This window comes from Burkholderia sp. Bp9012 (assembly GCF_003853825.1).
GTDB classification, from domain to species: domain Bacteria; phylum Pseudomonadota; class Gammaproteobacteria; order Burkholderiales; family Burkholderiaceae; genus Burkholderia; species Burkholderia diffusa.
Genome location: NZ_QTQA01000004.1, coordinates 378117 through 398965 on the forward strand (window position 1 = coordinate 378117; position 20849 = coordinate 398965).

The following is a 20849-nucleotide window of genomic DNA, read 5'->3' on the forward strand; positions in this document are numbered from 1 at the left end:
GATGACTCCGATTCTCGTTTTTGACATCGAGACCATTCCCGATGTCGACGGCATTCGCCGTCTGGAAGACCTGCCCGCGACGCTCGACGATGCCGCGGTGGCCGAACATGCGTTCGCCGCGCGCCGCGAAAAGACCGGCAGCGATTTCCTGCCGCATCACCTGCAGCGCATCGCGGCGATTTCCTGCGTGTTCCGCGACAACAATGGTTTTCGCGTGCGCTCGCTGGGCACGCCCCAGGACAAAGAGGCGACGCTGGTCCAGTCGTTCTATCGCGTGATCGAGAAATACACGCCGCAGCTCGTGTCGTGGAACGGCGGCGGCTTCGATCTGCCGGTGCTCCATTACCGTGCGCTCGTGCACGGGATCCCCGCGACGCGCTACTGGGATCTGGGCGAGGACGACCGCGAATTCAAGTGGAACAACTACATCTCGCGCTATCACTCGCGACACACCGATCTGATGGACGTGCTCGCGATGTATCAGGCGCGCGCGAATGCGCCGCTCGACGCGCTCGCGAAGCTGTGCGGCTTTCCGGGCAAGCTCGGGATGGACGGCAGCCAGGTGTGGCCTGCGTTCCAGGACGGACGGATCGAGGAAATCCGCAACTATTGCGAAACCGACGTCGTCAATACTTACCTGCTGTATTGCCGGTTCCAGCTGATGCGCGGCGGCCTGACGCCGAGCGAGTATGCTGACGAGATCCTGCTCGTGAAGAACGCGCTGGCACAGGAGCCCGCGTCACATTGGGCCGAATACCTGGCCGGTTTCGACGTGTAACGCGGGAGGCTCGCGCCGCGGCAGCGATCAATCGAGTTCGAGCACGATCGGCTGGTGATCCGACGCGCGCACGTCGCCGTCGATCTCGCAGCGCGTGACGCGTGGCAGCAGCGTATCGGTCACGAACACGAAATCGCATGCGAGCGGCCCTTCCGACCATTGCGCCGTGTCGTAGACGCCGGCAGTCGGCGGCGGCGTGCAGCCCGGGTGGCGGGCAATCCACGCATCGACGAACGGCGGCGCGTCGGCGATCGGCGCCAACATGCGCCGGTACGCATCGCTGCCGAACGCGCTGTTGAAATCGCCGCAGACGATCGCGTCGCGCGGCTGGTCGGTCGCGCTGAACGGCCCCGTCGCATTTTCCGCCGGCGCGGGCCGGTCCGCGTGGGCGCAGGCCTCTCGGTGCCGATCGCGCAACGCATCGACCTGCGCGAGTCGCTGGCGCGCCGAATAGTATTCGAGGTGCGTCGTGACGACCCGCAGCGGGCCCGGTGGCGTCACCAGCTCGACGTCGAGCGCGACACGCGGCATCGACGGCGCGCCCGCATCGGCCGGCCACGGCAGCAGGTGGCGCAGCACGCGCCGGACGGGCAGCCGGGTCGCGATCGCATTGCCAAACTGGCGACGCGGCGCGCCGGGTTCCAGCGCCGGCAGGTCGGCGCCGATCGCGTCGACGATCGCATAGCCGGGCAGCAACGCCGCCAGTTCGGCGAACTGGTCCGGGCTCGGCCGGCCGGGCAGTGCGCCGAAGCCGCGCGTCACTTCCTGTAGGCACAACACGTCGAAGTCGCCAAGCCGGCGGGCGGCCGCGATGGTGCGGGGAAGGTCGACGCCGCCGTCCGCGTCCCGACCCCATTGAACGTTCCAGTCGATCAGTCGCATGGTCGAGTCTCCTGCGAGCAGAACTTATGCCGTCCGTGGCCTGACGAGACGCCGCGCATGCGGGCCGGCGGCAGACTGTGCCTGTATGACGCGGTGCGGTAGGCGCATCCATATCGACGCTTGCGCCACGAAAGCGGGCGATGCGGGCTTTCGTCGTCTACAATCTCGCCTTCTTCAACGTTTTGTCAGGAAAAGCTGGTGTCCGAAGCCGTCCCCACTTCTGCGCGCAAATCGAAAAATGCGCCCGTCGCGCCCGGGCCTGCCCCGGTTCTCGAGATCGAATCGCTCGACATGGAAGCGCGCGGTGTCGGCCGCACGACGACCGAGGACGGCTCGCCGGGCAAGGTCATCTTCGTCGAGGGCGCGCTGCCCGGGGAGCGCGTGACCTATTCGAGCTATCGTCGCAAGCCGAGCTACGAGCAGGCGACCGTCGTCGATATTCTGCGCCCAAGCGTGCTGCGCACGCAGCCGAAGTGCAAATTCTTCGGCACCTGCGGCGGCTGCTCGATGCAGCACCTCGACATGCGTGCGCAGGTGGCGATCAAGCAGCGCGTGCTCGAGGACAACCTGTGGCACCTGTCGAAGCTGCGCGCCGAGACGATGTTCGCGCCGATCCACGGCCCGTCGTGGGGTTACCGCTACCGTGCGCGCCTGACCGTGCGCAACGTCGCGAAGAAGGGCGGCGTGCTCGTCGGATTCCATGAAAAGAAGAGCAGCTATGTCGCCGACATGACGAGCTGCGAAGTGCTGCCGCCGCACGTGTCGGCGATGCTCGTACCGCTGCGTCGGCTGGTGGAGGGGCTGTCGATTCGTGACCGGATGCCGCAGATCGAGCTCGCGGTCGGTTCGCAAGTCACGGCGCTGGTGCTGCGCGTGCTGGAGCCGATCAATGCGGATGACGAAGCGCTGCTGCGCGCGTTCGCGGACGAGCACAAGGTGCAATTCTGGCTTCAGCCGAAGGGCCCGGACACGGTCACGCCGTTCTATCCGCTGGACGTGCCGCTCGACTACACGCTGCCGGAGTTCGGCATCCGCATGCCGTTCAAGCCGACCGACTTCACGCAGGTCAACCATCAGATCAACCGCGTGCTGGTGGGCCGCGCGCTGCGCCTGCTCGCGCCGTCGCGCGACGATCGCGTGCTCGACCTGTTCTGCGGGATCGGCAACTTCACGCTGCCGCTCGCGCGGCTGTCCCGCGAGGTGATGGGCATCGAAGGCAGCGAGACGCTGACGACGCGCGCGCTGGCGAATGCGCGCGAGAACGGTGTCGACGGCCACACGACGTTCGCGTGCCGGAACCTGTTCGAGGTGACGGGCGACGACCTTCGTGCGCTCGGCGCGTTCGACAAGTTCCTGATCGACCCGCCGCGCGAAGGCGCGCTCGCGGTGTCGAAGGCGCTGGCCGAAATCGCGCAAAGCGGCGACGGCCCGCTGCCGAAGCGCATCGTCTACGTGTCGTGCAACCCGTCGACGCTCGCGCGCGACGCGGGCCTGCTCGTGCACGAGGCCGGCTATCGGCTGAAGGGTGCCGGGGTCGTTAACATGTTCCCGAATACGTCGCACGTCGAATCGATCGCGCTGTTCGAGCGCGACTGAGCGGGCGGGCGGTGGACGTAAAAAAACCGGCCCACGAGGCCGGTTTTTTTTTCGGTGTCTAGCGACCGTCAGTTGCGGTTGCCGCCGAAGATGCCGAGCAGCGCGAGCAGGTTCGTGAACACGTTGTACAGATCGAGGTAGATCGCAAGCGTCGCCGAGATGTAGTTCGTCTCGCCGCCGTTCACGACGCGCTGGACGTCGAACAGCATGTAGGCCGAGAAGATCGCGATCGCGAGCACCGACACGGTGAGCATCAGCGCCGGCAGTTGCAAGAAGATGTTCGCGACCGAGGCAAGCAGGATCACGATCACGCCCATGAACAGCCACTTGCCGAGCCCCGAGAAGTCGCGCTTGCTGACCGTGGCGATCGTCGCCATCGCGGCGAAGATGATGCCGGTGCCCCCGAACGCGAGCATGATCAGCGACGGGCCGTTCGAGAAGCCGAGGATGAAGCTCAGCAGGCGCGACAGCATCAGGCCCATGAAGAACGTGAAGCCGAGCAGCACGAACACGCCGGCCGCGCTGTTTTTCGTCCGCTCGATCGCGAACATGAAGCCGAACGCGATCGCGAAGAACGCCAGCAGGCTCATCATCGGGCTGGTGGCCGCGAACAGCGAGAAGCCCGTCGCGACGCCGACCCATGCCCCCAGCACCGTCGGCACCATCGACAGCGCGAGCAGCCAGTACGTGTTCCGCAGCACGCGATTGCGAACCTCCGCGGTGCTGACGGAGCCGCCGCGGCCGAAATTGTACGGATAGTCGTTCATGGTTTCTCCTAACATTGAACGCGTGGGCGTCCCGGGCCGGTTCGGCGCACGCGGTGTGCGGCGCAGCAAACCGGAGCAGCTATGGCTAAGATACGTTCCGCACCGCTTGGTTTCAATGGCAGGGCGGCGCAAAAACATATGGATTCTGAACCTTTCACTCGTGTAAGGGTTCAATCGCAATGATACACGGGATCGTGCTACAATAGCGGATTCATTTGAACCTGTAACTTCTTAATTTCTTGGAGTTTTTATGGCAATCGAGCGCACCCTGTCGATCATCAAGCCGGATGCGGTGGCAAAGAACGTGATCGGCCAGATCTACAGCCGTTTCGAAGGCGCCGGCCTGAAGATCGTCGCATCGCGCATGGCACACCTGTCGCGTGCTGACGCAGAGAAGTTCTACGCAGTTCACGCAGCACGTCCGTTCTTCAAGGACCTCGTCGATTTCATGATCTCGGGCCCGGTGATGATCCAGGTTCTGGAAGGTGAAGGCGCGATCCTGAAGAACCGCGACCTGATGGGCGCGACGGATCCGAAGAAGGCGGAAAAGGGCACGATCCGCGCCGACTTCGCCGACAGCATCGACGCGAACGCCGTGCACGGCTCGGACGCAGCGGAAACGGCTGCGGTCGAAATCGCGTTCTTCTTCCCGGAAATGAACGTTTACTCGCGCTAAGCCCTGGCTGACAGCAAGTAGGCAGGATTCAGCGCACGCGGCAAGGCAGCACATCATGACGAGCGAAACTTCCGTCAATCTTCTCGACTTCGATGCCGAGGGTCTTGTCGCGTACTGCGGCAGCCTCGGCGAGAAGCCGTTCCGCGCCAAGCAGTTGCAGCGCTGGATCCATCAGTACAACGCTGGCGATTTCGACGGCATGACCGACCTCGCGAAGTCCCTGAGAGAAAAGCTCAAGGGCCGCGCGTCGATCGTGATGCCCGATATCGTCAGCGATCACGTTTCCACCGACGGCACGCGCAAGTGGCTGATCGACGTCGGAAACGGCAATGCGGTCGAAACCGTTTTTATCCCGGAAGAGACGCGCGGCACGTTGTGCGTGTCGTCGCAAGCCGGGTGTGCGGTCAACTGCCGCTTCTGCTCGACGGGCAAGCAGGGCTTCTCCCGCAACCTGTCGACAGCCGAAATCATCGGCCAGCTCCGGATGGCCGAATTTGCACTGCGTGCGTCGCTCGGTCGCGCGCCCGGTCCGAACGGCAAGGCCGAACGGGTCGTCACCAACGTGGTGATGATGGGCATGGGCGAGCCGCTGCTGAATTACAGCGCGGTCGTGCCCGCGATGCGGCTCATGCTCGACGACAACGCCTACGGCCTGTCGCGCCGCCGCGTCACATTGTCGACGTCCGGCGTGGTGCCGATGATGGACCGCCTCGGCGCCGAACTGCCGGTCGCGCTCGCCGTTTCGCTCCACGCACCGAACGACGCGCTGCGCGACGAGCTGGTACCGCTCAACAAGAAGCATCCGCTTCGCGAGCTGATGGCCGCGTGCCAGCGTTATCTGAAAGTTGCGCCGCGCGACTTCATTACTTTCGAATACTGCATGCTCGACGGCGTCAACGACACCGAAGCGCATGCGCGCGAACTGCTGGCCGTCACGCGCGACGTGCCCTGCAAGTTCAATCTGATTCCGTTCAATCCGTTTCCGGAATCGGGCCTCATCCGCTCGAAGCCGGAGCAGATCAAACGTTTCGCACAGGTCCTCATCGACGCGGGTGTCGTCACGACCGTGCGCAAGACGCGCGGCGACGACATCGACGCCGCGTGCGGCCAGCTGGCCGGCGCCGTGAAGGACCGCACGCGCCTGGCGGAGCGAACGGGCGCAGCAGCAAAAATCATCGAAGTTCGGGCGGTTTGACGGGGATGCCCGAACCTTTTGGCGGTACAACACGCGAATAGCGATCGGACGCGGCGCCTCGGCGCCGCGCATGATGTGGACGGTTGCGGGAGCCGGCGGCGCCCGCCAGTGAAGAAGAATCGACGCGAGGACAAGGATGAGTGAGCCGCAGCCGACAAACGGCGCAGAGATGAATGCCGCGAAGCCGGCGCAGGCAGGGCTTGAAACGCTGGCGGCCGTCGGCAGCCGGCTGGCGGAGCTCCGGGAAGCGAAGGGCTGGACGGTCGACGACGTGTCGGCGCGGCTCAAGGTCGCCCCGCAGAAACTGCGTGCGCTTGAGGCCGGCGACATCAGCCATTTGCCCGGCGTGACATTCGCGCTCGGCGTCGTGCGCAGCTACGCGAAAATGCTCGGTGTCGATCCCGAGCCGTTTGCACAGGCATTGCGCCGCGAGCGCGGCGTGCCCGAAGTCGATCTGTCGATGCCCGCGTCGTCGGGGACGGATCTGCCGCGCGGCCGCGTATCGATTCCGCTCGGCGGCTCGTCGCGCCATCATCCGTGGCTGTGGGGGACGGCGATCGTTGTCGTCGCGGTGATCGCGGTACTCATGTGGCACACTGGCGGCGATACGTCGAGCTGGCTCGCGCGCTTCAAGAGTGGCGGCGACGCCGAACATGCGTCGGCGGCGAGCGCGTCGGCGGCGTCTTCCGCCGAAGAGGCGGTCGCCGGCGGTGCGTCGACGGCAGTCGGCAACGACGTCCCGGCGCAGGTTGCAGCATCCGCCGCGGCACCGCAGGCTGTTGCGTCGGCTGCTCCGGTTGCTTCGGCTCCGGCCCCGACGGCCGTCGTGCCTGCGTCGCAACCGATCGTCGCGTCGGCAGCGGCGAGCAGCGCGGCCGTGTCGGCGCAGCCCGCGAGCGTCGTGGTGGCGGCAGGCCAGTCGATGGTCGAACTGAAGGTCAAGCAGGATTGCTGGTTCAGCGTGCGCGACAAGAACGGCAAGGAGCTGTTCTCGGCGCTTGTGCGGGCCGGCGAGACGAAGCAGGTCGCCGGCGACGGGCCGTTCAAGGTCACGATCGGCAACAAGGCAGGTCTTGATACGGTCGCGTTCGACGGAAAACCCGTCGATCCGGCGAAATATTCGGCAGCGCGGGGTAACGTGGCGCGGTTCACGCTGCCCTGACGTCAAGCGCCGTGACGCAGGCCTGTCCTGGACAGGCCGCGAGGGCACGGCGCTTTTTCAATTCATGCGCCGCCTCGCGGCGCATTCCGCGTAAATGGATCTATCGATGCAATCCGAAGCTCAATCCCCACGCAGCAGTCAGATTTGTTCAACCGAGCCGGTGTTCGGCGGGCATCAGCCGCGTCGCGTGTCGCATGCGGTGGATGTTCGTTGGGGCGGGCAGCTCGTGACGATCGGCGGCGATGCGCCGGTGCGCGTGCAGTCGATGACGAATACCGACACGGCCGACGCGATCGGCACGGCGATCCAGATCAAGGAACTCGCGAATGCGGGCTCGGAACTGGTGCGCATCACGGTCAATACGCCGGAGGCCGCGGCCGCCGTGCCGGCGATCCGCGAGCAGCTCGACCGGATGGGTGTGACCGTCCCGCTCGTCGGAGATTTCCACTACAACGGCCACCTGCTGCTGCGCGACTATCCGGGCTGCGCGGAGTCGCTGTCGAAGTACCGGATCAACCCGGGTAACGTCGGCCAGGGTGCGAAGCGCGACACGCAGTTCGCGCAGATGATCGAAGCCGCGGCGAAGTACGACAAGCCGGTGCGGATCGGCGTGAACTGGGGCAGTCTCGACCAGGACCTGCTCGCGCGCATGATGGACGAGAACGGTGCGCGTGCGCAGCCGTGGGATGCGCAGAGCGTGATGTACGAAGCGCTGATCCAGTCGGCGATCGGCTCGGCCGAGCGCGCGGTCGAACTGGGTCTCGGCCGTGACCGCATCGTGCTGTCGTGCAAGGTCAGCGGCGTGCAGGACCTGATCGCCGTGTACCGCGAGCTCGGCCGCCGCTGCGGGTTCGCGCTGCACCTCGGTCTGACCGAGGCGGGCATGGGCTCGAAGGGCATCGTCGCTTCGACGGCCGCGCTCGGCGTGCTGCTGCAGGAAGGGATCGGCGACACGATCCGCATTTCGCTGACGCCGGAGCCGGGCGCGTCGCGCACGGGCGAAGTGATCGTCGGCCAGGAAATCCTGCAGACGATGGGCCTGCGCTCGTTCGCGCCGATGGTGATCGCGTGCCCGGGCTGCGGCCGCACGACGAGCACGCTGTTCCAGGAACTCGCGATGCAGATCCAGACCTATCTGCGTGAGCAGATGCCGGTCTGGCGCAAGGAATATCCGGGCGTCGAGAAGATGAACGTCGCGGTGATGGGCTGCATCGTCAACGGCCCGGGCGAGTCGAAGCACGCGAACATCGGCATCAGCCTGCCGGGTTCGGGCGAAAACCCGGCCGCGCCCGTCTTCATCGACGGCGAGAAGGTCAGGACGCTGCGCGGTGAGCGGATCGCCGAGGAATTCCAGCAGATCGTTAGCGACTACGTCGCACGCAATTACGGCCGCACCGAGGCCCTGAACTAAATTCGTCCACACACACGAACGATGACTGAACAGAAACGCAAGATCGAGAAGCTCACCGGCGTCAAGGGCATGAACGACATCCTCCCGCAGGATGCCGGCCTCTGGGAGTTCTTCGAAGCTACCGTGAAATCGCTGCTGCGCGCGTACGGCTACCAGAACATCCGCACGCCGATCGTCGAACATACGCAGCTCTTCACGCGCGGCATCGGCGAAGTCACGGACATCGTCGAGAAGGAGATGTACAGCTTCACCGACGCGCTGAACGGTGAGAACCTGACGATGCGCCCGGAGAACACCGCGGCCGTCGTGCGCGCGTCGATCGAGCACAACATGCTGTACGACGGCCCGAAGCGCCTGTGGTACATCGGCCCGATGTTTCGACACGAGCGTCCGCAGCGCGGCCGCTATCGTCAGTTCCACCAGGTCGGCGTCGAGGCACTCGGCTTCGCTGGCCCGGACGCGGATGCCGAAATCATCATGATGTGTCAGCGCCTGTGGGACGACCTCGGCCTGACCGGTATCAAGCTCGAGATCAACTCGCTCGGCCTCGCCGAAGAGCGTGCCGCACACCGCGTCGAACTGATCAAATATCTCGAGCAGTTCGCCGATGTCCTGGACGAGGACGCAAAGCGTCGCCTGTATACGAACCCGCTGCGCGTGCTCGACACGAAGAACCCCGCGCTGCAGGAAATCGCGCAGAACGCGCCGAAGCTGATCGACTTCCTCGGTGACGAGTCGCGTGCCCATTTCGAAGGGCTGCAGCGCCTGCTGCTCGCGAACAACATCCCGTTCAAGATCAACCCGCGTCTCGTGCGCGGCCTCGACTACTACAACCTGACCGTGTTCGAGTGGGTGACCGACAAACTCGGCGCGCAGGGCACGGTCGCGGCCGGCGGCCGCTACGATCCGCTGATCGAGCAGCTCGGCGGCAAGCCGACCGCCGCATGCGGCTGGGCGATGGGCATCGAGCGCATTCTCGAGCTGCTGAAGGAAGAGGATCTCGCGCCCGAGCAGGAAGGTGTCGACGTGTACGTGGTGCACCAGGGCGAGACGGCGCGCGAACAGGCGTTCATCGCGGCCGAGCGTCTGCGCGATACGGGCCTCGACGTGATTTTCCACTGCAGCGCTGACGGCGGCCCGGCAAGCTTCAAGTCGCAGATGAAGCGGGCCGATGCGAGCGGTGCCGCGTTCGCGGTGATCTTCGGCGAAGAAGAGGTCGCGAACGGCACGGTCGGCGTGAAAGCGTTGCGCGGTGCCGGCGAGGATGGGGAAAAGAACGTTCAGCAGACCGTACCGGTCGAAAGCTTGACCGAATTCCTAATCAATGCGATGGTTGCATCCGCCGAAGACGGCGACGACTGATCGCGCTGGCATTCGCTCGACAAGAAAAGCCTGAAAAGGAAGGAATCGCTCGCCGATGAGTTATCACGACGAACAAGAATCGATTGAAAGTCTCAAGGCGTGGTGGGCCCGCTGGGGCAACCTCACCACGTGGATCGTGCTCGCGGCGCTGGTCGTCGCGGCCGGTTTCAACGGCTGGAATTACTGGCAGCGCCGTCAGGCCGCCGAGGCTTCCGGGTTGTACGAGCAGGTGCAGAAGGCTGCCGCCGGGAATGACAAGGCGACGATGGCCCGCGCGGCGGCCGACATGGAAGACAAGTTCGGCAGCACGCCGTATGCGCAGATGAGCGCACTGTTGGCAGCGAAGACGCTGTACGCAGCCGGCGATGCCGCCGGCGCGAAGGCGCAGCTGCAATGGGCCGTCGATCACGCCAAGGACGACGAGTACAAACAGATCGCGAAGCTGCGTCTCGCATCGCTGCTGCTCGACGAGAAGGCGTACGATGCGGGCCTCGCGCTGCTTTCCGGCACGCCGGTCGATGCATTCAAGGGTCTCGTGGCCGATCGCCGCGGCGATCTGCTTGCGGCGCAAGGCAAGACCGCCGATGCGCGCGCCGCATACAAGCTTGCGCTCGACGGCCTGTCGCAGGACGACCAGTCCGCGCGTCAGCTCGTGCAGTTCAAGCTCGACGCGCTCGGCGGCTGATCCCGGCCCTCTCAACCTCTTAACTCTGCTTCGCTAACCGATGAATTTGCTGAAACGTTACGCTGTGCCCGTAGCCTGCGCGGCGGCTGTCCTGGCATTGGCGGCCTGCTCGTCGTCGAAGGACGCGCGCCGCGTGCCGACGCCGCTCACCGAGTTCAAGCCCGTCATGGACGTGCAACAGGTCTGGAAGGCGAGCGTCGGCAAGGGCGGGCGCTACCTGTTCTCGCCGGTGGCCGTTGGCGACGCCGTCTACGCGGCGGGCGAGAACGGTTCGGTCGAGAAGATCGACGCGAAGACGGGCCAGACGCTGTGGCGCGCGAAGGTCGGCTCGGATCTGTCGGCCGGGGTCGGCAGCGACGGCAACCTGACCGCGGTCGGCGCGTTGAAGGGCGGCGTGTTCGTGCTGGGCCCCGACGGCAAGCAACTGTGGAAGACGAGCGTACAGGGCGAGATCTTCTCGCCGCCGCTGGTCGGCAACGGTCTCGTGATCGTGCGCACGATCGACGGCCAGGTGATCGCGTTCAACGCGCAGACGGGCGAGCAGAAGTGGAACTACCGCAACCGCGCGGTGCCGCTGAACCTGCGCGTGTCGGCCGGCATGACGTTCGCGGGCGATGCGGCCGTGCTGGCGGGCTTCCCCGGCGGCGGTCTTGTCGCGATCAACCTGCAGACGGGCGAGCCGTTCTGGCAGACGCCCGTGTCGTTCCCGAAGGGCGTGACCGAAGTGGAGCGTATCAACGACGTCAGCGGTCCGCCGACGCTCGTGGGTGCTCAAGCGTGCGCGGTCACGTTCCAGGGCCAGCTCGGCTGCTTCGACGCGAACTCGGGCCGTCCGCTGTGGGAAAAGGCGTTCTCGAGCCGCAGCGGTCTCGCGCAGGACGATTCGGTCGTCGCCGGCGGGGACGACTGGTCGGTCGTGACGGCCTACGACGCGGCGAGCGGCAATCAGCTCTGGCGTAACGACAAGCTGAAGAGCCGCGACGTCGGCGTGCCATACCTGCTCGGCCATGCGGTCGTGATGGGCGACTACAAGGGCTTCGTGCACTTCCTGTCGCGCGAGGACGGCAGCTTCATCGCCCGGATGAAAACCGACGGCAGCGCGATTACCGCGGCGCCGGTCCTGGCCGGCAATACGCTCGTCGTGCAGACGAAGGACGGCGGCCTGTACGGGTTCCGTCCGCGCTGACGCGCACGCAACGAGCGCAATCGCGGCGCGGCGGGCTCGTCCCGCGCGCGCGATTGCGCGACATGAAGGCGGCCGGTGTCCCCGGCCGCTCGGTATTTGAAAGGCAGTTCGAAACGAAAGACGACGGCGCGCAACGCGCGCCCGGCGCGCGCATCCGGCGCGGCGCGAATTCGTGATATTTTCATTCAGCGCAGCCGCCCGCAGCAGCGGGCCTCCCGCTGCTGCGCATCACCGTAGAAAACACAGATGAAACCGGTCATTGCCCTCGTTGGGCGCCCCAATGTGGGGAAATCCACGCTGTTCAACCGGCTCACGCGCTCGCGCGATGCGCTGGTTGCCGACTTGCCCGGCCTGACGCGCGATCGCCATTACGGCGAAGGGCGCGTCGGCGAGCGGCCGTATCTGGTCGTCGATACCGGCGGCTTCGAGCCCGTCGCGAAGGACGGCATCCTGCACGAGATGGCACGCCAGACGCGGCAGGCCGTCGAGGAAGCCGACGTCGTCGTGTTCATCGTCGACGGCCGTAACGGCCTCGCGCCGCAGGACAAGTCGATCGCCGACTACCTGCGCAAGACCGGCCGGCCGATCTTCCTGGTCGTCAACAAGGCCGAGGGGATGAAGTACACGGCGGTTGCGACGGACTTCTACGAGCTCGGGCTCGGCGATCCGCGCGCGATCTCGGCCGCGCACGGCGACGGCGTGACCGACATGATCAACGAAGCGCTGGAAGTCGCATACGCGGGCCAGCCCGAGGAAGCGGACGAGGACGATCCGTCGCGCGGCATCAAGATCGCGATCGTCGGCCGGCCGAACGTCGGCAAGTCGACGCTCGTGAACGCGCTGATCGGTGAGGACCGCGTGATCGCGTTCGACATGCCGGGCACGACGCGCGATTCGATCTACGTCGACTTCGAGCGCAACGGCAAGAAATATACGCTGATCGACACCGCGGGCCTGCGACGTCGCGGCAAGGTGTTCGAGGCGATCGAAAAATTCTCGGTCGTGAAGACGCTGCAGTCGATCTCCGATGCGAACGTCGTCATTCTTCTGCTGGATGCGCAGCAGGACATTTCCGACCAGGACGCGCACATCGCCGGCTTCGTCGTCGAACAGGGCCGCGCGCTCGTGATCGGCGTCAACAAGTGGGACGGCCTCGACGACCATGCACGCGATCGTGCGAAAGCGGATTTGACCCGCAAGCTGAAATTCCTCGACTTCGCGAAATCGCACTACATTTCGGCCGCGAAGAAGACGGGCATCGGCGCACTGATGCGCTCGGTCGACGACGCGTACGCGGCGGCGATGGCGAAACTGCCGACGCCGAAGCTCACGCGCGCGCTGATCGAGGCGGTCGAGTTCCAGCAGCCGCGTCGTCGCGGTCCGGTGCGTCCGAAGCTGCGCTACGCGCACCAGGGCGGCCAGAATCCGCCGCTGATCGTCATCCACGGCAACGCGCTCGATGCGGTCACGGAAACCTACAAGCGTTACCTCGAAAACCGATTCCGCGAAACTTTCTCACTGACCGGGACTCCATTGCGCATAGAGTTCCGTTCGTCGAACAACCCGTACGCGGACAAGGGCTGAAGCAGGTCCTGCAAGGGGTAGGCCGCACGGCCTACGCCCGGGCGGGGCATGCAAAATCGGCTATAGTGTAGCGATTGGCGCCGGATCTCTTTTTCTTCGTCGCCAATCCAGATCAACCTGCAAAAAAAGATGGAGTACGCCATGAGCAACAAAGGGCAATTGTTACAAGACCCGTTTTTGAACGCACTGCGCAAAGAGCACGTTCCCGTTTCGATCTATCTCGTCAACGGCATCAAGCTGCAAGGGAACATTGAATCGTTCGACCAGTACGTCGTGTTGCTCCGTAATACGGTGACCCAGATGGTCTACAAGCACGCCATCTCGACGGTCGTGCCGGCGCGCCCGGTGAATTTCCACCCGGACGCGGAAGCCTCGTCCTAACCCATCGCAGCGGCCGGCGTCCGGTCGCCGCGAGCGACCGATGCCAGCCGCCTTATCTTGACACCCGATAATTTGATCAACGCAGCGCTCGTCGGCATCGACTTCGGCAAGACCGATTTCGAAGCCAGTCTCGAAGAACTCAGTCTTCTCGCCTCCAGTGCGGGGGCCCGTCCCGCCGTCACCCTCACGGGTCGTCGCGCCAGTCCCGATGCCAAGATGTTCATCGGCAGCGGCAAAGCCGAAGAATTGCGGCTTGCCTGCGAAGCGCACAACGTCGAAATCGTCATCTTCAACCACGCACTGGCACCGGCCCAGCAACGCAATCTGGAGCAGGCGCTTAACAGGCGGGTGGTCGATCGCACGAGCCTCATTCTCGATATCTTCGCGCAGCGTGCCCGCAGCCACGAAGGCAAGCTGCAGGTCGAGCTCGCGCAGTTGCAATACCTGTCGACCCGCCTGATTCGCGCGTGGACCCACCTGGAGCGGCAAAAGGGCGGTATCGGCCTGCGCGGCCCCGGTGAAACCCAGCTCGAAACCGACCGCCGGCTGATCGGCGAGCGCATCAAGATGCTGAAGTCGCGGCTCGACCGGCTGCGCCGGCAGCACAGCACGCAGCGTCGCCAGCGCGCGCGCAGCGGCACGATGTCGGTGTCGCTCGTCGGCTATACGAACGCGGGCAAGTCGACGCTGTTCAATGCGCTGACGAAAGCGCAGGCCTATGCGGCCGACCAGCTGTTCGCCACGCTCGATACGACGTCGCGGCGCGTGTACCTCGGCGACGAGGCAGGCCAGATCGTCGTGTCCGATACGGTGGGGTTCATTCGCGAACTGCCTCACCAGCTGGTTGCCGCATTTCGCGCGACCCTTGAGGAAACGATCCACGCGGATCTGCTGCTGCACGTCGTCGACGCGTCGAGCGCGGTGCGGCTCGAACAGATCGAGCAGGTGAACGGCGTGCTGCACGAGATCGGTGCGGACACGATCCGGCAGGTGCTGGTGTTCAACAAGATCGACGCCGTGCCCGAGCTGGCGGCCCGCGGCGACGCGGTCGAGCGGGACGAGTATGGTAATATTTCGCGCGTCTTTTTGAGCGCACGCACCGGTCAGGGTCTTGATGCGTTGCGTGCCGCCATCGCCGAGATCGCCTCCGCGGAACACCTTTCCGGCGCGACGTTACCCAACGGCGCGCTCGACGGCGCACCCGCTGAACCGCACGAAGACCACACGATTTCCGAACACGGGCGCTAACCGGTCCCGGCCGGTTCGCTGGCGTCTAATCTGGTGAACAAACTCTGGTGAACGAATACAACGAGCGGAGTACCTGGCGGCGGATGCGCGCCTTGCTGTCAATCAACGATCCCCGCTGGGGACGCGGCGAAGGCAAGGGCAACGACGGATCCCGTCCGCGTGCGAACGAATCGAAGCGTCCGCCCGGTGGCGACGGTGACGGCCCGCCCGATCTCGACGAGATGTGGCGCAACTTCAACCGACGTCTGAGCGGCCTGTTCGGCGGCAAGGGCGGCAACGGCTTCCGGCCCGACAATGGCCGGGCCGCGCGCGTCGGCGTCGGCATCGTGATCGGCGTGCTGGTCGCGGTCTACGCAGGCAGCGGGCTGTTCGTCGTGCAGGACGGCCAGACGGGCGTCGTGCTGCAGTTCGGCAAGCTGTCCGGCACGGTTGGCCAGGGCGTGCACTGGCGCGCACCGTATCCGTTCGCGTCGCACGAGATCGTCGACACATCGCAGGTCCGTTCGATCGAGATCGGCCGCAACAACGTCGTGCGTCTCGCGAACGTGAAGGAAGCGGCGATGCTGACGCGCGACGCCGACATCGTCGACGTGCGTTTCATCGTCCAGTACCGCATTCGTTCGGCAACCGACTACCTGTTCCGCAGCGTCGACCCGGAGCGCAGTGTGTCGCAGGCCGCCCAGGCCGCGGTGCGTGCGATCGTCGGCACGCGCAGCGCGGCCGACATGCTGAACCAGGATCGCGACGCGCTGCGCGAGCAATTGTCCGCCGCGATCCAGCGCGATCTCGATCGCTACCAGTCGGGCCTCGAGATCACGGCCGTCACGATGCAGAACGTCGCGGCACCCGAGCAGACACAGGCCGCATACGCCGAAGTCGCGAAGGCGCGCGAAGACCGCGAGGCCGCGAAGCGTGCGGCGCAGGCCTATGCGAACGACCTGCTGCCGAAGGCGCAGGGCGATGCCGCGAAACTCGCCGATGAAGCGAAGGCGTATGCCGATCGCGTGGTCACGCAAGCAGAAGGCGACGCCGACCGGTTCAAGCAGGTCTATGCACAGTATTCGAAAGCGCCCGCGGTGATCCGTGAGCGGATGTACCTCGAGACGATGCAGGAAATCTATTCGAACGCGACGAAAGTGTTCGTCGGCAACAAGGGTGGCAACAGCGTCGTGTATCTGCCGCTCGACAAGCTCGTCGAGCAGGGGCGACAAAACGTCGCGAATGCCACGAATGCCGCGACGCCGGCCGGTGCATCCGAGCCCGCCGCGGCGTCGGCCCCGGCTGCCGCTGCATCGAGCGCACCCGCGAGCGCGGCTTCGTCCGCGGCGGCGCCCGCACCGGGCAGCGACGTGCTGCGGTCGCGCGAAGCGTTCCGCAGCCGCTCGCGTGAAGACGATACGAAGTAACGGAGAGCGCAGAACATGAACCGAATCATTGCGCTCGTCGTCGCAATCGTGATCGCCGCCTTCGCGGCGTCGTCGACCGTCCTGACCGTCGACCCGCGCCACACTGCCGTGTTGTCGGGCCGCGACGGCGCGCAACCCGAACTCGCGGGCCCCGGCATCCATTTCAAGTTGCCGCCGCCGCTGCAGACGGCGACGCTGATCGACACGCGCCTGCAATCGCTCGAGTCGTCGGATCCGCTGCAACTGGCGACCGAAGACAAGCACGATCTGCTTGTCGCGTATGCGGTCAAGTACCGGATCAGCGATCCGATGAAGTATTTCACGGCGACGGGCGGCGACCCGGCGGCTGCCACCGAGCGTCTGGCCGGCGCGCTGAAGAGCGCACTCGGCGACGCGTTCGGCAAGCGCGCGCTCGACGACGCGCTCGGCGGCCAGCGCGACATTGCCAATGCGGTGCGCGAGGCGGTGCGCGCGAAGGCATCGGGCTTGGGCGTCGACGTGGTCGACGTGCAGTTGACGCGTGTCGACTTGCCGGCTGCGCAGACGGATGCCGTCTATCAGCGGATGATTGCCGCGCTGCGCGACCAGGCCGCACAGGTGCGTGCGGATAGCGCCGCCGATGTCGAGCAGATCAAGGCCGACGCGGAACGCGAACAGCAGGCGGTGCTCGCGAATGCGTACAAGTCTGCGCAGATGGTCAAGGGCGAGGGCGACGCGAAGGCCGCGTCGATCGCCGCCGAAGCGTTTGGCCGTGATCCGCAGTTCTATCAGTTTTATGCGAGCCTGCAGGCTTACCGGAATACCTTCAAGCGCAACGACATCATCGTCGTCGACCCCGACAGCGAGTTTTTCCGCTTCATGCGCAGCTCGACGGGCGGTGCCGCACCGGCGGCACCCGCTCCCCGCAAACACTGACCTTGGGGCGCCGCATCGAGCGGCGCCGTCGCTCGCATGGATCTGGCTGGCTCGTTGTTGCTCGCGGTAGCACTGATGCTGATTATCGAGGGGGCGTTCCCCTTCGTGTTTCCCGTCGCCTGGCGCGACACGTTTCGTAGAATAGCGGAGCGGCCGCCGCATCATATCCGGATCGGCGGGCTCATCGTGATGGCGCTCGGGCTCGTCCTGTTGCTGCTTGCCACCTGATCCGGACGGCGCACCCGCCGTTCGTTCCGCCCGATTTCCGATTTCCGATTCATCTCGCGGCGCGCGTGTCGCGCCCTGTTTCCTGTCGTAGGACCGTACCGATGTCGACCTGGTTACTTCCCGAGAATATCGCCGACGTACTGCCGTCGGAAGCGCGCAAGATCGAGGAGCTGCGCCGCAGGCTGCTCGATCGCTTCCGTTCGTACGGCTACGAAATGGTGATGCCGCCGCTGCTCGAATATCTCGAGTCGCTGCTGACGAGCGGCGGCGCCGACCTGCGCCTGCGCACCTTCAAGCTGGTCGATCAGCTGTCGGGCCGCACGCTCGGCCTGCGCGCGGACATCACGCCGCAGGTCGCGCGCATCGATGCGCACCTGCTGAACCGCCGGGGCGTGACGCGCCTCTGCTATGCGGGCCACGTGATGCATACGCGTCCGCGCGGCCTGCATGCGACGCGTGAACAGATCCAGATCGGCGCCGAAATCTACGGTCATGCCGGGCTGGAAGCCGATCTGGAGATCCAGCAGCTGATGCTCGACGCACTGCACCTCGCTGGGCTGTCGCGGATCCGTCTGGATCTGTGTCACGCGGGCGTGCTCGCGGCGCTGCTCGCACGCGACGCGCAGGCCGCCGAGCGCGGCGAGGCGCTGCACGACGCGCTGTCGGGCAAGGACGTGCCGCTGCTGAACGAACTCACCGACGATCTCGGCGCAGATACGCGCGCGGCGCTGCGGGCGCTGCCGCATCTGTACGGCGACGCGAGCGTGCTCGACGAGGCACGTGCACGCCTGCCGGTGCTGCCCGAAATCACGCGCGCACTCGACGATCTCGCGCAGCTCGCGGCGCAGGCGAAGGGCGTCGAGGTGGCGATCGATCTCGCCGACCTGCGTGGCTACGCGTACCACAGCGGCGCGATGTTTACGGCGTACATCGACGGCGTGCCGAACGCGATCGCGCGCGGCGGCCGTTACGACCACGTGGGCCAGGCCTACGGCCGCGCCCGCCCGGCGACGGGCTTCTCGCTCGACTTGCGCGAACTCGCACGGATTTCGCCGATCGAGGCGCGCGGCACTGCAATTCTCGCGCCGTGGGCACAGGACGACGCGCTGAGCGCGGCCGTTGCGGCGCTGCGCGATGCGGGCGAGGTCGTGATCCAGGCGTTGCCGGGGCACGACCACGTGCTCGACGAGTTCGCGTGCGACCGTTCGCTCGTCGAGCGTAACGGCGCATGGGTGGTCGAACCCCGTTAAACAGGCGTTCGCGGGCCGTCGTTCGGCGTGCATATCGTTGAAGCGAAACGGAAAAATTCGGAATCGCCCGCGAACATAGGTAGAATACGTTTTTAACCAGCTAACGAATCAACATGTCTGCCAGCGCAGTGAACGTGACTCCCGGGCGCAATGTCGTCGTCGTGGGAACGCAATGGGGTGATGAAGGCAAGGGCAAGATCGTCGACTGGCTGACGGACCACGCTCAGGGCGTCGTGCGTTTCCAGGGCGGTCACAACGCCGGCCACACCCTCATCATCGGCGGCAAGAAAACCATCTTGCGCCTCATTCCGTCGGGCATCATGCGTGAAGGCGTCGCCTGCTACATCGGCAATGGCGTTGTCCTGTCCCCCGAGGCACTGTTCAAGGAAATCGGCGAGCTGGAAGAGGCCGGCGTGAACGTGCGCGATCGCCTGTTCATCTCCGAAGCCACGACGCTGATCCTGCCGTACCACATTGCGATCGACCAGGCGCGCGAGGCGCGTAAGGGTGCGGGCAAGATCGGTACGACCGGCCGCGGCATCGGCCCCGCGTACGAAGACAAGATCGGCCGCCGCGCGCTGCGCGTGCAGGACCTGTTCGACGCGAAGACCTTCGCCGACCGCCTGCGCGAAAACCTCGATTTCCACAACTTCGTGCTGACCCAGTACCTGGGTGGCGCGGCCGTCGATTTCCAGGCCACGCTCGACACGATGCTCGGCTACGCCGATCGCCTGAAGCCGATGGTGGCGGACGTGTCGCGCCGCCTGTACGACGCGAACAACGCCGGTCAGAACCTGCTGTTCGAAGGTGCGCAAGGCACGCTGCTCGACATCGACCACGGCACCTATCCGTTCGTCACGTCGAGCAACTGCGTCGCGGGTGCGGCATCGGCCGGCGCTGGCGTCGGTCCGCAGAAGCTGAACTACATCCTCGGCATCACGAAGGCGTACTGCACGCGCGTCGGCTCGGGCCCGTTCCCGAGCGAGCTGTACGACGCGGACAACCCGCAGCGCCAGGACCAGGTCGGCGTTACGCTGGCGAACGTCGGCAAGGAATTCGGCTCGGTCACCGGCCGTCCGCGCCGCACCGGCTGGCTCGACGCGGCGGCGCTGCGCCGCTCGATCCAGATCAACGGCGTGTCGGGTCTGTGCATGACGAAGCTCGACGTGCTCGACGGCCTCGATGAAGTCAAGCTGTGCGTCGGCTACAAGATCGACGGCAGGGACGTGGACATCCTGCCGCGCGGTGCGGCCGACGTCGCGCGTTGCGAGCCCGTGTACGAAACGTTTGCCGGCTGGAAGGAAAGCACCGTCGGCATCAAGGCGTGGGACGCGCTGCCGGCGAATGCTCAGGCATACCTGGCCCGTGTTCAGGAAGTGGCCGGCGTGCCGGTCGACATGGTTTCGACGGGGCCGGATCGCGACGAGACGATCCTGCTTCGCCACCCGTTCAAGGTGTAATTCTCAGCATGACGCAGCAAATCACGATGACGGCGGCAGACTTGATGACCGATCCGCGCAACGACGACAAGAACCTGTGGGTGGGCTGGGACGAATACCATCGTCTGATCGAGCTGCTTGCGCTCCAGGTGCATGCATCGGGCTGGAAGTTCGATCAGATCCTGTGCCTCGCGCGCGGCGGTCTGCGCGTCGGCGACCAACTGTCGCGCATCTATGACGTCCCGCTCGCGATCCTCGCGACGAGTTCGTACCGCGAAGCGGCCGGCACCGAGCAGGGCGAGCTCGACATCGCGCAGTACATCACGATGACGCGTGGCAACCTCGAGGGCAACGTGCTGCTGGTCGACGATCTCGTCGATTCGGGCGTCACGCTCGCGCGCGTGCAGGAGCACCTGAAGGAGCGCTATCCGGCCGTCAAGGCCGTGCGCTCGGCGGTGCTCTGGTACAAGGGTTGCTCGAAGATCAAGCCTGACTATCACACGCAGTATCTGCCGACGAATCCGTGGATTCATCAGCCGTTCGAAGAGTGGGACACGGTTCGTCCGCATAATCTCGAGGCGTGGATCAAGCGCGGTCGTGCGCAGCGCGACGGCTCGGGCGCGTGAGTGTCCGGCTGATCGAAGGAAAGCCTTGTACGGCGCCGCTTGCGGCGCCGTTTTTCATTGCGGCGCCGGGCT

20 protein-coding genes are annotated in these 20849 nt (G+C 65.5%); 18 read left to right on the forward strand and 2 right to left on the reverse strand.

What is annotated here, in order from left to right; genetic code table 11:
• The first annotated feature begins 1 nt into the window (after position 1).
• On the forward strand, positions 2 to 778 hold the full coding sequence (locus DIE11_RS07925) for a 3'-5' exonuclease (protein ID WP_124622645.1): 777 nt from the start codon (positions 2 to 4) through the stop codon (positions 776 to 778).
• A 27-nt stretch (positions 779 to 805) separates the two neighbouring features.
• Here the strand turns inward: DIE11_RS07925 and DIE11_RS07930 are convergent, their stop codons facing one another.
• The gene (locus DIE11_RS07930) at positions 806 to 1660 is read right to left on the reverse strand and encodes an endonuclease/exonuclease/phosphatase family protein (protein WP_124622647.1); all 855 of its coding nucleotides are present in this window, start codon (positions 1658 to 1660) and stop codon (positions 806 to 808) included.
• A gap of 198 nt (positions 1661 to 1858) precedes the next feature.
• Here DIE11_RS07930 and rlmD point away from each other — a divergent pair, with 198 nt between their 5' ends.
• A complete protein-coding gene (gene rlmD / locus DIE11_RS07935; RefSeq protein WP_124622649.1) occupies positions 1859 to 3256 on the forward strand; it encodes a 23S rRNA (uracil(1939)-C(5))-methyltransferase RlmD in 1398 nt (465 codons plus the stop codon).
• A gap of 68 nt (positions 3257 to 3324) precedes the next feature.
• On the opposite strand, the gene DIE11_RS07940 is transcribed toward rlmD, so the two are convergent.
• Positions 3325 to 4023, reverse strand: coding sequence for a Bax inhibitor-1/YccA family protein (locus tag DIE11_RS07940; RefSeq protein WP_006761414.1), 699 nt, complete (start codon positions 4021 to 4023; stop codon positions 3325 to 3327).
• Between the two features lie 250 nt (positions 4024 to 4273).
• On the opposite strand from DIE11_RS07940, the gene ndk reads away from it, so the two are divergent.
• The 16 genes from ndk to DIE11_RS08025 all read left to right on the forward strand — a co-directional run bounded on the left by ndk (position 4274) and on the right by DIE11_RS08025 (position 20777).
• Complete coding sequence (gene ndk, locus DIE11_RS07945; protein ID WP_006478674.1) at positions 4274 to 4699, forward strand: nucleoside-diphosphate kinase; 426 nt, start codon at positions 4274 to 4276, stop codon at positions 4697 to 4699.
• Positions 4700 to 4754: 55 nt separating this feature from the next.
• Positions 4755 to 5894 carry a 23S rRNA (adenine(2503)-C(2))-methyltransferase RlmN gene (gene rlmN / locus DIE11_RS07950; protein WP_014896906.1) on the forward strand — a complete coding sequence of 380 codons (1140 nt, stop codon included), beginning with the start codon at positions 4755 to 4757 and terminating at the stop codon, positions 5892 to 5894.
• Positions 5895 to 6030: 136 nt separating this feature from the next.
• Positions 6031 to 7056, forward strand: coding sequence for a helix-turn-helix domain-containing protein (locus DIE11_RS07955; protein WP_059604382.1), 1026 nt, complete (start codon positions 6031 to 6033; stop codon positions 7054 to 7056).
• Between the two features lie 106 nt (positions 7057 to 7162).
• The gene (gene ispG, locus DIE11_RS07960) at positions 7163 to 8467 is read left to right on the forward strand and encodes a flavodoxin-dependent (E)-4-hydroxy-3-methylbut-2-enyl-diphosphate synthase (RefSeq protein ID WP_059604437.1); all 1305 of its coding nucleotides are present in this window, start codon (positions 7163 to 7165) and stop codon (positions 8465 to 8467) included.
• Between the two features lie 21 nt (positions 8468 to 8488).
• Positions 8489 to 9829 (forward strand): histidine--tRNA ligase, encoded by a 1341-nt coding sequence (gene hisS / locus DIE11_RS07965; protein ID WP_044848982.1) that lies wholly within the window; start codon positions 8489 to 8491, stop codon positions 9827 to 9829.
• 55 nt (positions 9830 to 9884) lie between these two features.
• A complete protein-coding gene (locus DIE11_RS07970; protein ID WP_124622651.1) occupies positions 9885 to 10514 on the forward strand; it encodes a tetratricopeptide repeat protein in 630 nt (209 codons plus the stop codon).
• A 40-nt stretch (positions 10515 to 10554) separates the two neighbouring features.
• A complete protein-coding gene (gene bamB, locus DIE11_RS07975) occupies positions 10555 to 11700 on the forward strand; it encodes an outer membrane protein assembly factor BamB (protein ID WP_059604387.1) in 1146 nt (381 codons plus the stop codon).
• Positions 11701 to 11946: 246 nt separating this feature from the next.
• On the forward strand, positions 11947 to 13284 hold the full coding sequence (der, locus tag DIE11_RS07985; protein ID WP_014896912.1) for a ribosome biogenesis GTPase Der: 1338 nt from the start codon (positions 11947 to 11949) through the stop codon (positions 13282 to 13284).
• A gap of 141 nt (positions 13285 to 13425) precedes the next feature.
• Positions 13426 to 13665, forward strand: a complete 240-nt coding sequence (gene hfq / locus DIE11_RS07990) for an RNA chaperone Hfq (RefSeq protein WP_006399927.1) — start codon at positions 13426 to 13428, stop codon at positions 13663 to 13665.
• 72 nt (positions 13666 to 13737) lie between these two features.
• Positions 13738 to 14913, forward strand: a complete 1176-nt coding sequence (gene hflX, locus DIE11_RS07995) for a GTPase HflX (RefSeq protein ID WP_185633731.1) — start codon at positions 13738 to 13740, stop codon at positions 14911 to 14913.
• Positions 14914 to 14960: 47 nt separating this feature from the next.
• Entirely contained in the window at positions 14961 to 16319 is a 1359-nt protein-coding gene (hflK, locus tag DIE11_RS08000; protein WP_124622655.1) for an FtsH protease activity modulator HflK, read from the forward strand.
• A gap of 15 nt (positions 16320 to 16334) precedes the next feature.
• Entirely contained in the window at positions 16335 to 17234 is a 900-nt protein-coding gene (hflC, locus tag DIE11_RS08005; RefSeq protein WP_124622657.1) for a protease modulator HflC, read from the forward strand.
• Between the two features lie 36 nt (positions 17235 to 17270).
• Positions 17271 to 17462 carry a DUF2065 domain-containing protein gene (locus DIE11_RS08010; RefSeq protein WP_009687995.1) on the forward strand — a complete coding sequence of 64 codons (192 nt, stop codon included), beginning with the start codon at positions 17271 to 17273 and terminating at the stop codon, positions 17460 to 17462.
• A gap of 101 nt (positions 17463 to 17563) precedes the next feature.
• Positions 17564 to 18712 carry an ATP phosphoribosyltransferase regulatory subunit gene (locus DIE11_RS08015; RefSeq protein ID WP_124622659.1) on the forward strand — a complete coding sequence of 383 codons (1149 nt, stop codon included), beginning with the start codon at positions 17564 to 17566 and terminating at the stop codon, positions 18710 to 18712.
• A 113-nt stretch (positions 18713 to 18825) separates the two neighbouring features.
• A complete protein-coding gene (locus tag DIE11_RS08020) occupies positions 18826 to 20172 on the forward strand; it encodes an adenylosuccinate synthase (RefSeq protein ID WP_124622661.1) in 1347 nt (448 codons plus the stop codon).
• An 8-nt stretch (positions 20173 to 20180) separates the two neighbouring features.
• Entirely contained in the window at positions 20181 to 20777 is a 597-nt protein-coding gene (locus tag DIE11_RS08025; protein ID WP_059604405.1) for a phosphoribosyltransferase, read from the forward strand.
• Positions 20778 to 20849: the final 72 nt, after the last annotated feature.

Coding starts and splice junctions, on each gene's coding strand:
- DIE11_RS07925 (WP_124622645.1), top strand. CDS start 2: ATGACTCCGATTCTCGTTTTTGACATCGAGACCATTCCCGATGTCGAC.
- DIE11_RS07930 (WP_124622647.1), bottom strand. CDS start 1,660: ATGCGACTGATCGACTGGAACGTTCAATGGGGTCGGGACGCGGACGGC.
- DIE11_RS07940 (WP_006761414.1), bottom strand. CDS start 4,023: ATGAACGACTATCCGTACAATTTCGGCCGCGGCGGCTCCGTCAGCACC.
- ndk (WP_006478674.1), top strand. CDS start 4,274: ATGGCAATCGAGCGCACCCTGTCGATCATCAAGCCGGATGCGGTGGCA.
- rlmN (WP_014896906.1), top strand. CDS start 4,755: ATGACGAGCGAAACTTCCGTCAATCTTCTCGACTTCGATGCCGAGGGT.
- DIE11_RS07955 (WP_059604382.1), top strand. CDS start 6,031: ATGAGTGAGCCGCAGCCGACAAACGGCGCAGAGATGAATGCCGCGAAG.
- ispG (WP_059604437.1), top strand. CDS start 7,163: ATGCAATCCGAAGCTCAATCCCCACGCAGCAGTCAGATTTGTTCAACC.
- hisS (WP_044848982.1), top strand. CDS start 8,489: ATGACTGAACAGAAACGCAAGATCGAGAAGCTCACCGGCGTCAAGGGC.
- DIE11_RS07970 (WP_124622651.1), top strand. CDS start 9,885: ATGAGTTATCACGACGAACAAGAATCGATTGAAAGTCTCAAGGCGTGG.
- bamB (WP_059604387.1), top strand. CDS start 10,555: ATGAATTTGCTGAAACGTTACGCTGTGCCCGTAGCCTGCGCGGCGGCT.
- der (WP_014896912.1), top strand. CDS start 11,947: ATGAAACCGGTCATTGCCCTCGTTGGGCGCCCCAATGTGGGGAAATCC.
- hfq (WP_006399927.1), top strand. CDS start 13,426: ATGAGCAACAAAGGGCAATTGTTACAAGACCCGTTTTTGAACGCACTG.
- hflC (WP_124622657.1), top strand. CDS start 16,335: ATGAACCGAATCATTGCGCTCGTCGTCGCAATCGTGATCGCCGCCTTC.
- DIE11_RS08010 (WP_009687995.1), top strand. CDS start 17,271: ATGGATCTGGCTGGCTCGTTGTTGCTCGCGGTAGCACTGATGCTGATT.
- DIE11_RS08015 (WP_124622659.1), top strand. CDS start 17,564: ATGTCGACCTGGTTACTTCCCGAGAATATCGCCGACGTACTGCCGTCG.
- DIE11_RS08020 (WP_124622661.1), top strand. CDS start 18,826: ATGTCTGCCAGCGCAGTGAACGTGACTCCCGGGCGCAATGTCGTCGTC.
- DIE11_RS08025 (WP_059604405.1), top strand. CDS start 20,181: ATGACGCAGCAAATCACGATGACGGCGGCAGACTTGATGACCGATCCG.